The 12254-nt window shown below is 40.2% G+C and carries 13 protein-coding genes; 2 read left to right on the top strand and 11 right to left on the bottom strand.

Translation table 11 applies throughout. From position 1 onward, the window contains the following. Positions 1-583: 583 nt before the first annotated feature. The 11 genes from nqrM to PESP_RS04650 form a co-directional block, all read right to left on the bottom strand. Positions 584-796: a (Na+)-NQR maturation NqrM gene (gene nqrM, locus PESP_RS04700; protein ID WP_004587136.1), complete on the bottom strand. Its 213-nt coding sequence runs from the start codon at positions 794-796 to the stop codon at positions 584-586. 160 nt (positions 797-956) lie between these two features. After that, positions 957-1988, bottom strand: a complete 1032-nt coding sequence (locus tag PESP_RS04695) for an FAD:protein FMN transferase (protein WP_089346995.1) — start codon at positions 1986-1988, stop codon at positions 957-959. Positions 1989-2088: 100 nt separating this feature from the next. Further along, positions 2089-3318, bottom strand: a complete 1230-nt coding sequence (gene nqrF, locus PESP_RS04690) for an NADH:ubiquinone reductase (Na(+)-transporting) subunit F (RefSeq protein ID WP_089346994.1) — start codon at positions 3316-3318, stop codon at positions 2089-2091. Positions 3319-3336: 18 nt separating this feature from the next. Next, a complete protein-coding gene (gene nqrE, locus PESP_RS04685) occupies positions 3337-3945 on the bottom strand; it encodes an NADH:ubiquinone reductase (Na(+)-transporting) subunit E (protein WP_089346993.1) in 609 nt (202 codons plus the stop codon). 10 nt (positions 3946-3955) lie between these two features. Further along, positions 3956-4588, bottom strand: coding sequence for an NADH:ubiquinone reductase (Na(+)-transporting) subunit D (locus PESP_RS04680; RefSeq protein WP_089346992.1), 633 nt, complete (start codon positions 4586-4588; stop codon positions 3956-3958). Continuing rightward, the gene (locus PESP_RS04675) at positions 4588-5340 is read right to left on the bottom strand and encodes a Na(+)-translocating NADH-quinone reductase subunit C (RefSeq protein WP_089346991.1); all 753 of its coding nucleotides are present in this window, start codon (positions 5338-5340) and stop codon (positions 4588-4590) included. Before PESP_RS04675 ends, PESP_RS04680 begins: the two co-directional genes overlap by 1 nt. Then, positions 5333-6535, bottom strand: a complete 1203-nt coding sequence (locus PESP_RS04670) for an NADH:ubiquinone reductase (Na(+)-transporting) subunit B (RefSeq protein ID WP_089346990.1) — start codon at positions 6533-6535, stop codon at positions 5333-5335. Before PESP_RS04670 ends, PESP_RS04675 begins: the two co-directional genes overlap by 8 nt. Before the next feature lies 1 nt (position 6536). Next, positions 6537-7880: a Na(+)-translocating NADH-quinone reductase subunit A gene (locus tag PESP_RS04665; protein ID WP_089346989.1), complete on the bottom strand. Its 1344-nt coding sequence runs from the start codon at positions 7878-7880 to the stop codon at positions 6537-6539. A 350-nt stretch (positions 7881-8230) separates the two neighbouring features. Next, the gene (fabV, locus tag PESP_RS04660) at positions 8231-9424 is read right to left on the bottom strand and encodes an enoyl-ACP reductase FabV (RefSeq protein WP_089346988.1); all 1194 of its coding nucleotides are present in this window, start codon (positions 9422-9424) and stop codon (positions 8231-8233) included. A 105-nt stretch (positions 9425-9529) separates the two neighbouring features. After that, positions 9530-9841 carry a BolA family protein gene (locus PESP_RS04655; RefSeq protein WP_089346987.1) on the bottom strand — a complete coding sequence of 104 codons (312 nt, stop codon included), beginning with the start codon at positions 9839-9841 and terminating at the stop codon, positions 9530-9532. Between the two features lie 55 nt (positions 9842-9896). Further along, entirely contained in the window at positions 9897-10508 is a 612-nt protein-coding gene (locus PESP_RS04650; RefSeq protein WP_089346986.1) for an alpha-ketoglutarate-dependent dioxygenase AlkB family protein, read from the bottom strand. A gap of 42 nt (positions 10509-10550) precedes the next feature. Between PESP_RS04650 and PESP_RS04645 the strand changes: the two genes are divergently transcribed. Next, complete coding sequence (locus PESP_RS04645; RefSeq protein ID WP_089346985.1) at positions 10551-11693, top strand: methyltransferase; 1143 nt, start codon at positions 10551-10553, stop codon at positions 11691-11693. Then, positions 11694-12254, top strand: coding sequence for a YajG family lipoprotein (locus PESP_RS04640; RefSeq protein WP_089346984.1), 561 nt, complete (start codon positions 11694-11696; stop codon positions 12252-12254).

Here is a 12254-nt window from a genome sequence, read left to right as displayed (position 1 = left end):
ATAAAAACAACTCAAAACCAGTCACCACCGACCTTGAGTTACCTTTCACACTGACAACATCTTCACACACAATATAAAGATTCTTGGTTTACAATGCGCGGCAATTGTAAGGAATAAAAACAACTCAAAACCGGTCACCACCGACCTTGAGTTGCCTTTCACACTGACAACATCTTCACACACAATATAAAGATTCTGTTTGTTAGCTGCGCTAACTAATTTAGGCCTAAGCCATAAACATGTGCGTTGTAAGAAAATAAAACAGCTCTCGGTTGGTCACCACCAAAGTTGAGCTGCTTTTACACTGACAACATCTTTACACACACATTTATAAAGATTCTTTCAGCGAGACTACTTGCCTCAAGCTTGTCACTAGAGCCTTGCTCTGTGTCTATGGTTAAACTTTAGAGTGTTAGCTCCAATTTGACAAACGAGAAAAATAAACCTAATAGGTGAAAAAAACTAAACTATAGACCTTAGTCTAATACATTAAGCTTGCGTTTATTTAAAACAGAAGTTGTTCAGTAAACATACGGGCACAAAAAAAGCGCCTTTAGGCGCTTTTTATAGTTAAGCAAAATGCTTAAATTATTTGATTTTCTTTCCACGCTTGCTCTTTAGCCATACGCTTTTTGCGTTTGTCGCACGGATCATCACAATCACAGGCTTTATCAATACCTACCGAGCCTAAACCACCACAGCTACTAGCCATAGATTTTCTTTGCACGATCATACCAACAGCCATAGCTATTACGATTAAAATTAGTAAGCCAAAAGTAAGAAGAAAAAGTGACATTGCTTAGCCCCTATTGATCAGCAATAAATTATGCTCAAATATATTTGAGCGACTGCTAAATTATACACCTAAATACAGCTCAGATGCGAGAAAAGTCTCTTTCAAAAAATCGGTTGATATACGCTTTTAACCTATACCAACGCTTTAAAACGCAACCGTATTATAAATAAGGTTTAAACGCCGTGCTTGAATAAGTCACTATTCCATCATCAGATTTAGCCATTAAGTATACAGGTAAATTATGCTCTTCGGCATATGCCTTAGCCTTTTGCATACCCATTACTGTTAATGCCGTTGCTAGGCCATCTGCAGTCATTGCACTTGGGTGCAATACCGTAACTGAAACTAAGTCATGCTTAATCGGCATGCCCGTTACAGGGTCTATTAAATGGGTGTATGTTTCACCATCCATTTTATAAAAAATACGGTAGTCGCCTGAGGTAGCAATACCATTTGTATTTGGTGCTAATACGCGATGTACTTTTCGCTCACCGGCAGGTGCATCTGGCTGCTCTATTGCGATTTTCCAATCTTGGCTATTCGGTTTTTCACCGCCAATACGCAGCTCACCGCCAATCTCGACCATGTAATTACTAATATTATGGCGCTCTAACAACTGCGCTACTTTATCAATACCATAACCTTTAGCCGTTGCAGAAAACGACAGCTCTAAACCATCTACAGTCTTAGCGAGCCCCTGCTCATTAAGTATTAATTTATCAACGCCAATTTTTTCTATCATTGCCGCTAGTGCTGCATCGCTTGGGCGCCTTGTTGGTTTTTTATCTGGGCCAAAACCCCATAAATCAATTAATGGCCCCATGGTCACATCGAGGGTTTTAGTTGATTTACCTAAACGAATAGACTCACTCACCACTGCCCTAAAGTCTTCAGTAATAGGCATTACTTGGTTAGCTGGTAACTTATTAAAGGTATTAATTTCTGAGTCTTCAATATAGGTCGACATAGACTGATTAACAGCTTTCAGCTCATTATCTATTTGCTGCTGTAGCTTTACTTGGTCAACGCTTTCATCGTTCGAAAAATATTTAATGTGATAGGTAGTGCCCATGGTTCTACCTTCTAAAAACACTTCTTGAGGCGTTTTATCACCGCCACAACCAGAGATTAGTAGCATTGCAGTTAATAAAAAAACACTCAAAGTACCCTGGGTACTGCTTACTCTGTTCATTAAATTAGCCCATGTTTAAAATATAAATAAAAAAGCCTCGTAACACTAAGTGCTACGAGGCTGGTATTTTAACCAAAACTAAGTTGTTTTGGTATGGGTGTTAGCCACCGAAGTCATCTAGTAAGATGTTTTCGTCTTCTACACCTAGGTCTTTAAGCATGCCGATAACAGCCGCGTTCATCATTGGAGGACCACACATGTAGAACTCACAATCTTCAGGCGCTTCATGATCTTTTAAGTAGTTTTCATAAAGTACGTTATGGATAAAGCCTGTGTAACCTTCCCAGTTATCTTCTGGTTGTGGATCAGACAATGCTGTATGCCATACAAAGTTATCGTTTTCAGCTGCTAAGCCGTCGAAATCTTCTACATAGAACATTTCACGCTCAGAACGTGCACCATACCAGAAACTAATCTTACGCTTAGAGTTTAAACGCTTAAGTTGGTCAAAGATATGTGAACGCATTGGTGCCATACCTGCACCACCACCTACGAATACCATTTCTGCGTCGGTGTCTTTAGCGAAGAACTCACCAAATGGACCAGAAATAGTTACCTTGTCGCCTTTAGTTAGTGACCAAATGTACGAAGACATTTTACCACATGGTAGGCTTAGGTTTCTTGGCGGCGGCGTAGCAATACGCACGTTAAGCATGATAATGCCTTCTTCTTCTGGGTAGTTAGCCATTGAGTAAGCACGAATTGTTTCGTCGTCTACTTTTGACTCCAGGTCGAAGAAACCAAAGTGATTCCAGTCGCCACGATACTCTTCAGGAATTTCAAATTCAGAGTATTTAACGTGGTGAGCAGGCGCTTCTATTTGGATGTAACCACCCGCACGGAAAGGTACTGACTCGCCATCTGGAATTTGTAGCTTAAGCTCTTTAATGAACGTTGCTTTGTTATCGTTAGAGATAACTTCACAATCCCATTTTTTAACACCGAAAATTGACTCTTCAAGTTCAATTTCCATGTCGTTTTTAACATTTACCTGACACGCTAAACGACAGCCTTCACGGGCTTCACCTTTAGAAATGTGGTCAAGTTCAGTTGGTAAGATATCGCCACCACCTTCTTTAATGTGAACACGACACTGGCCACAAGAGCCACCGCCACCACATGCAGAAGATACGAAAATACCTGACTCAGATAGCGCGCCTAAAAGCTTACTACCTGCTGATGTTTTAATGGCTTTGTCTGGGTCGCCATTAATACCGATGATGATGTCACCGCTCGCAACTAACTTAGATTTAGCACCAATGATCACTAAAACTAGTAGTACAACGATAGCGATGAAAACACCAACGCCTAAGAAAATCTGATAATCCATGATTTATCCTCGCTACCTTTACAGTGAAATACCAGAAAATGACATAAAGCCAAGACCCATTAAACCAACAGTGATGAAGGTAATACCTAAACCACGTAGGCCGTCTGGCACGTCTGAATATTTCATTTTCTCACGGATACCTGCAAGTAATGTAATTGCAAGCGCCCAACCAACACCAGCGCCAATACCATAAACAACAGACTCGCCGAAGTTATAGTTACGCTCAACCATGAATGATACCGCACCAAATATTGCACAGTTAACTGTGATAAGTGGTAAGAAGATACCTAATGCGTTGTATAGTGCAGGGAAAAACTTATCTAATGCCATTTCCAAAATTTGCACAAGTGCTGCAATAACACCGATGAAAGTTAAGAAACGTAAAAAGCTAAGGTCTGCATCTGGGTAACCTAACCAAGCTAGTGAGCCTGGTGCAAGTACCGCATGGTAAACCAAGTTGTTAACCGGTACTGAAATACCTAATACAACTATAACCGCTATACCTAGGCCAATTGACGTAGTTACTTTTTTAGATACTGCTAAGAAAGTACACATACCTAGGAAGAAAGCTAAAGCTAAGTTTTCAATAAAAACCGCTTTTACAAATAAACTAATATAATGTTCCACTGCTTGCCCCTTACGCTTTAGCTTCTACTTGGTCTTTCTTATAAGTACGAAGTACCCATATGAATAAACCAATGATGAAGAATGCACTCGGTGGTAAAATCAATAGACCCATAGGCTGATACCAACCACCATCTTGTACTAATGGGATAATATCAACACCGAATAGTGTTCCCTTACCGAATAGTTCACGAATAAAACCAACAGTAAGTAATACCACTGAGTAGCCTAGACCATTACCAATACCATCTAAAAATGACATAAGTGGTGGCGACTTCATTGCGTAAGCTTCAGCACGACCCATTACAATACAGTTAGTAATAATTAGACCAACGAATACAGAAAGCTCTTTTGCAGTAGCGTAAGAGAATGCTTGTAATACTTGGTCAACAACGATTACCAATGATGCAATAATTGTCATTTGTACGATGATACGTACAGATGATGGGATCTGGTTACGAATAAGCGAGATAAAGAAGCTCGAAAATGCAGTTACTAATGTCAATGCGATTGACATGATTAACGCATTTTTTAAGCTAGACGTTACCGCTAACGCAGAACAAATACCAAGTACTTGAAGTGCGATTGGGTTGTTAGCTAAAACCGGACCAAATAGGACCGCCTTCATTTCTTTAGTATCAGCCATTATTTCAATGCTCCTTTACGTACTTTTGCAAGGAAAGGGCCAAAGCCATTTTCACCAGTCCAAAAGTCAACTGCATTGTCAACACCGTTAGACGTTAATGTAGCACCTGAAAGACCATCGATCTTATGCTCATCACCGCCTGCAGTACCTTTAACAATTTGAATTGGCAGTTCTTTGCCTTCCCATGTTGCAGTCCACTGTGGGTTTTGAATTTCGCCGCCAAGACCAGGAGTTTCATTATGCTTGTAAAAGATAATACCTTTAACAGTTTCACCATCGCTTTCAAGCGAGATAAAACCATACATTAAGCCCCATAAGCCGTAGCCTTGGATAGGAAGAATGATTGCATCAACTGAACCATCTTCTTTTTTAGAGATATACACCGGCGACTCTTTAGTCACACGTTGAATACCAGCAATGTCTGTTACACCTTTCTCTTTAAGAGAAACGCTTAATTCAGCATCATATTTGCTTTTTTCAAAATCGAAGATTGTTGGGTCTGTATCTACAAACTCACCCGTAGTCATGTTTACCACACGTGCTTCGATTCTAGCGTCAAATGTTTCTAACACATTTTCAACTTTATCGATGCCCGCAGCAGCTAAGATATTGCTTTGAATATCTTTGTTTTTATTAGCTTGCTGTAAAGGACGAAGCTGTACAGAAGCAAACGATACAATAATTGCACACACTAAACATAGTGCTACAACAACCGTTAACGTTTTGCCGATTGATTCGTTATTACTAGACATTACGTGCCAACCTCCGCTTGATATTAGCTTGCACTACAAAGTGATCGAACAATGGAGCAAACAAGTTAGCAAATAAGATTGCTAGCATCATGCCTTCTGGGAAAGCAGGGTTTACAACACGGATCATTACTACCATAAAGCCAATAAGCGCGCCGTATACGAACTTACCTTTATTGGTAAATGCAGCTGATACAGGGTCAGTAGCCATAAAGAACATACCAAACGCAAAACCACCTAGTACTAAATGCCAATGCCAAGGCATTGCAAATACAGGGTTGTTCTCAGAGCCAACAGCGTTTAATAAGAATGCTGTTGCTACCATACCTAGGAATACACCTAGCACGATGCGCCAAGAAGCGATGCGAACGTAAATTAAGAATAAGCCACCAATAAGCACAGCAAGAGTAGATGTTTCACCTACCGAACCTTGAATGAAACCGTAAAACGCATTCCACCATAGCTCCATGTTGCTGTAATCAAGAGTGCCTACAAACGCTTGACCTAGCATAGTTGCACCAGAGAACGAATCTACTGCTGTCCATACTGTGTCACCTGAAATTTGTGCAGGGTATGCGAAGAATAAAAACGCACGGCCCGCTAATGCAGGGTTTAAGAAGTTACGGCCTGTACCACCAAAGATTTCTTTAGCGATTACAACACCAAATGTAATACCTAGCGCAACTTGCCATAAAGGAATTGTTGCAGGCAGTATTAGTGCAAATAAAACAGAGGTTACGAAGAAACCTTCGTTAACTTCATGCTTACGCACAGAAGCAAATAACACTTCCCAAAATCCACCTACTGCAAACGTAACAGCGTAAATTGGTAAGAAGAAACATGCCCCGTAGAACATTTTAGCGCCCCAGCCCGACTCAGCAGTTAATTCACCGCCGACTAACTGGAACAAATCAACCTGCCAAGAGTTTGCTAGCTCAAAACCTTGTGCTAAAGCACCTGCGGCCTGATGACCAATGTTGAACATACCAAAAAACATAGCTGGGAACGTCGCCATCCACACTAAAATCATCATGCGTTTTAGGTCGATGTTATCGCGAACGTGAGTTGCGCCTTTATTTACGTAACCTGGTGTGTAAAAAATAGTCGCGGCTGCTTCATACAGGGCGTACCATTTTTCGTGTTTACCACCTGGTTCAAAATGCGGCTCAATGTCTTCTAAAAATTTCTTTAAACCCATCTTAGCCTTCCTTCTCGATCGTTGTTAAGCAATCGCGCAGGATAGAACCATACTCGTATTTGCCCGGACAAACGAAGGTACATAACGCTAAATCTTCTTCATCAAGTTCAAGCGCGCCTAATGAAATTGCACTGTCTAAATCACGTGAAATTAAGTCACGTAATAATAGCGTAGGCAAAATATCTAACGGCATTACGCGCTCGTAGCTACCAATTGGTACCATTGCACGTTTTGAACCACCTGTAGACGTTGTCATTTTAAATAAACGACTTGGTGCAAGGTGAGAAAGGAATGTACGCGTTACAGAGAATTTATCACTACCTGGTGCAATCCAACCAAACAGTTCTTTTTCGCGACCTTCAAGTAAAACAGATACTTGAACGTGGTAACGACCTAAGAATGCATGAGGACCTGAAGAAATAGCACCAGATAATACAGAACCAGAAATAACACGGTTATCACCGTCTTCTAATTCGCCTGCTACTAATTCATCTAATGAAGCACCTAGTTGTGTTTTCACTAAACGTGGGTTTTTAACGCGAGGACCTGCAAGCGAAATAACACGGTCTGTGTTGATTTCACCAGTAAGGAATAAGTGACCATACGCAATAACGTCTTGGTAACCAATATGCCAAACTTGTTTGCTAACAGATACAGCATCAAGGTGATGAATATGAGTACCAACTAAGCCTGCTGGATGCACACCACCAAACTCATGTACTTCTACTTGAGCAATAGATGAGCTAGGAACTTGGCTGCCAGCTTGCTTACATACAAATACTTTGCCATCGGTCAAACGCGAAACAACAGCTAAACCGGCTTCAAATGCAGCTGCATTTTCGCCAATAATTACCGCAGGATCTGCAGCAAGAGGATTAGTGTCGGTAGCGGTTACAAAAATAGAGCTAGGATTTGCATCCAAAGCAGCTATTTTGCTAAATGGGCGAGCACGAAGTGCTGTCCATTGACCAGACTGAACAAGTACTTCTTTGGCTTTATCACGCGATAAGCTAGCAAGCTCATCTGCACTGAAAGAGTCAAAGGTGATTTGCTCACTGCCGTTTACTTCAATAACAACAGATTGCAGCACACGTTTAGCACCACGATTAATTTCTTTTACTGTACCAGAAGCTGGTGCAGTAAATAGGACGCCTGGGTTCTTTTTGTCTTCAAAAAGTACCTGGCCTTTTTTGACTTGGTCATCCACACGAACATGCATGGTTGGACGCATACCGATAAACTCTTCACCTAGCACAGCTACACGTTTGATGGCAGAACCATCATGAATAACTTGCTGAGGCGCGCCCTCTATGGGTAAATCCAGACCTTTTTTTATGTTGATCATACGCACTTGCATTAATTAACGGAAAGAAACTGAAAAATCGTATCAACCACGTCGCCATTTGAGTTATCCAAGTTATATCAAGGTACAAAAGAACAACTTGCTAGGAATATCAAACAAGCAACGCAGTAAAACTCCTCACATATTGCTTCGATTTTAACATCATTATGTACGACTATGCGAGTGTATTTATGAAAATTATACGACAGAAACGCTTATTTAGTTTTGTTAAGTGTTTTAAATAAAAATCAAGGTAGACCAAAGTGGTAGCCTAAGCACCTATCTACCCGTCAATATTTAAATTCCTTAAAGCAAAAAAGCCGCATAAGCGACTTTTTTAATACTGAATATAATTAATCAATCATATTAGCAATCGGTTTAACTGCATCTACGTCTTGACTGTAATCAACACCGTCAATACCAAAACCAAATAGGCGTAAAAATTCATTATGGTAGCCTACGTAATCAGTAAGCTCATCAATAGAGCTTGTATCAACCTTATCCCATACTGCTTGAACACGCGCTTGTACATCGTCCTCTAGTTCTTTGTAGTTTTGGAATAAGTGGCCGCCTTCATCAAAACGCGGTGTTTCGCCGTAAAGGTTTTCGCTAAATAAAGCATGAATTTGCTCAATGGTGCCTTCGTATGTGCCATCGGCTTTCATTACTTTAAATAAAGCAGAGATATATAATGGCATAATCGGAATAGCAGAGCTTGCTTGCGTTACTACAGCGTTAAGTGACGAAACATAAGCTTGGCCATTTAAATCACTTGTTGACGCTTTAATTGCAGCCGTTGCGCGGTCTAAATCTTCTTTTGCTTTACCAATAGTTGCATGCCCGTAGATTGGCCACGTTAACTCTTTACCAATATAAGTATAAGCAGTCGTTTTAAAGTTCTCGGCAAGTACATCGGCTTCTTTTAAAGCATCAATCCACATTTCCCAATCTTCACCGCCCATTACTTTAATGGTGTTATCTATGTCGTCTTGGTTAGCTGCTTCTACTGTAACTTCGTCAATTTCGCGCTTTGACGTATTTAAGTTTTTAGTTGTAACGGCGTTGCCAATTGGTTTAAGTGTTGATGAGTATACTTCGCCTGTATTTGGATCAGTACGACGAGGTGACGCTAGGCTATATATAATACAATCAACTTTACCTAGGTCGGCTTTAATTGTTTCAATGGCTTTTTGCTTAATTTCGTTAGAGAACGCATCGCCATTAATATTTTTTGACCAAAGCCCTGCTTCATCAGCTGCATTTTGAAATGCTGCCGTGTTGTACCAACCTGCTGAACCCGTTTTGCGTTCAGTACCCTCTTTTTCAAAGAAAATACCTAATGTTTTAGCACCGCCACCAAATGCAGCCGTAATACGAGAAGCCAAGCCGTAGCCTGTTGAAGCACCAATTACTAATACATTTTTAGGCGCATCTTTTAGCTCGCCTTGTTCTTTTACATAGTTAATTTGCTCTTGAACATGCTCAGCACAGCCTACTGGGTGTGCGTTAGTACAAATAAATCCACGAATTTTAGGCTTAATGACCATTGATCATCCTATATCTTTTGCAATAAAAATTAGCGCTAGTTTAAAGGCTAATACTAAAAACACTGATCTGATCAGTTAAACACCGATCAAATACCCCTATTTATATTAATTAAGCTTTGAGCCGCCTAGGCAATCAGGTGAATCTGGCGCTTCGCCGCCTTGTTCTGTAAATTCATCAGGCGTGTAAGTATGAATAGCTAGTGCATGTATATGATTTGCTAATTCATCTTTTAATACTTCGTTAATTTGACGATGGCGCTGCAGCAAACGCTTACCAGAAAACTCCTCACTCACTACAATCACTTTAAAATGCGACTCAGTACCAGCGCTATGCATATGGCTTTCGTTAATCACGTTTAAATGCTTGCAGGCAATCGCACTACTAAGCTTGTCTTGAATTTGTTGTTGCATTGACATTAAAACACCATATTTGCTAATTAATTTATGGCCTTACTATAACAAGTTAACTTCGCTAACTAAATTGCTTTTGCTTAATGTGTTCAATAAATCGGTAAGTTAAGCTAATGCGTGGGTGCGCAAGGGTTGTTTGCTTTGGTATTGCGTGTTGATAGTCGCGCTGACTATGACCACTCATTACTAAGCAACTACCACTTTGTAATTTTAAATCGGTTACTTTGTTTGTGGCTTTTTGTTTTAATTTTAATACTCGCTCTGCACCAAGCGATATGCACACAATAGTAGGCTCTGGGCCAAGTTCTATTTCGTCATCGCTATGCCAGCCCATGGTGTCGTTACCATCACGGTAATAATTAACTAATAACGAATTAAGCGGCTTGTTTAAATGTCGCTCTAAACGTTTTCGCATAGCTAAAAGCACATCATCCCACGGTTCTACTATTTGTTTACTATGCGAGTAGCCATACTCAATATTTAAGTCACTTATAAAGCACTGCAAACGCGGAATTGGGCCTGTTTTGCCATAAACAGTCACATCGGGTTGCTGCCAGTTAAGGTTTCTTTGTAAATAATAAAACAAATCGAGGCTTTTTTGCGCACTAAGCGCCCTACTTTGATAAGAAAAGCCGTTTGGTAACTGTTGGGGGTTGGCGTTTTGCCGTTGCATGTTAGAATTTACCTACATTAGATTACTGATCAACAAACCATTATGACGACGCAAGCCCAGCTAGGCGATAAAACATTTACTCTTGAACGTTTCCCTTTGGATCAAAAAAACCGCAGTTTACAAGCGTGGGATTCGGCCGATGAGTACCTTATCAATTATGTTAACGAACATCATCCTGATTGTCGCTCTTTGCTAATTTTAAACGACAGCTTTGGTGCCCTTGCCTGTTATTTCAGTGAATTAACGGTTTGTTCAGTTAACGATTCTTATATTAGCCACCAAGCTGCGGCCTACAACTTAAAAGAAAATAAACTATCAACTGCGCAATTTACACAGCTAGATAGCTTATCGGCCTTGCCAGAAAACGTTGATTTAGTACTAGTAAAAATACCGCGTAATGTTGGCTTTTTACAGTTTCAGCTTAGTGAGCTAAGCGAAGTACTCGCACCTGGTACACCGGTTATTGCCGCAGGTAAAACTAAAGAAATTCATAATTCGACCATAAAAGCGTTTGAGCAATTTATTGGTGAAACCAAAACAAGTTTAGCTGTTAAAAAGTCACGCCTAATTTTAAGCACAGCCAAAGGCGGTTATAAAGAAGCTAACTTCCCTGTAAGTTGGGAACTTGAAGGCACTGAATTTAATATTACCAATCATGCCAATGTGTTTTCGCGTGATTCTTTAGATATAGGTGCGCGCTTCTTTTTTAATTACTTACCGCAAACTCCAAAAGCAAAAAGCATTATTGATTTAGGGTGTGGTAACGGCGTGGTGGGTTTAATGACGCTATCACGTTGCCCTAACGCATCGGTTACGTTTGTTGATGAGTCTTATATGGCTGTTGAGTCTGCGCGTTTAAATGTAGAGCTTAACCAAGCTGACAGATTTGATGATTGCCAATTCATTGAAAATGACTGTTTAACAGGTTTTGATAGAGAAAGTGTTGATATGGTGCTGTGTAACCCGCCATTTCACCAAGCTCAAGCAGTAACTGACCATATTGCATGGCAAATGTTTAAACAAGCTAAAGACACACTCAAAGAAGGCGGCGAACTTAGAATAATAGGTAACCGTCATTTAGATTATCACGATAAATTAAACCGTATGTTTGGTAACTGTAAGTTATTAGGTTCGAACAAAAAATTTGTAGTGCTAAGCGCAACTAAAAACAGTGGGATGCTTTAAATGAAATTAACTAAAATTATTTTAGCGTGTTGCTCAATGCTGGTATTTAGCGCATGTAGCAACCAGCCAAACCAAGTGATATTAAACCCGGTTTATAAAAGTGGCCAAATTAGTGTTATATCGGGCAGTTTAAGTACCAGTGTGATTGATTTGCGAGGTGACAGCGCCACCCTTAAGCTTGTTGAATCAGACAAAACTAAAACCTTTGCCAGCCAGGGGATTGTCACTTCAGTTAAAAGCGCATTAGACAGTGCACTTAACCGTAACGGAGCCAGTATTTCTAATCTTGCGACTACCCGTTTTGAGCTTGATATTCATGCCTTGCAAGCAGTTGTAACTGAAAAATTAATGAGCCATACCAGCGAAGCACAGATTGAACTTGGTGTGCGTGTTATTCGCTCAACCACTAACTTTAGTAAAGTGTATCGCGGCAGTGCTAATTTAGAAGGCCCGTTTAGCCACGAAAGAGCTAAAGTAGAAGGTCAGCTCAATAAGTTGACGGAGCAAATTATAACCCGCATTGTATCTGACCCTGAATTAATTGAATTTTTAGAAGGTTAA

Origin of the sequence: Pseudoalteromonas espejiana DSM 9414, assembly GCF_002221525.1 — a bacterium.
GTDB classification, from domain to species: domain Bacteria; phylum Pseudomonadota; class Gammaproteobacteria; order Enterobacterales; family Alteromonadaceae; genus Pseudoalteromonas; species Pseudoalteromonas espejiana.
The sequence above is the reverse complement of the archived record's forward strand: the minus strand, read 5'-3'. Positions and strand labels throughout refer to the sequence as shown.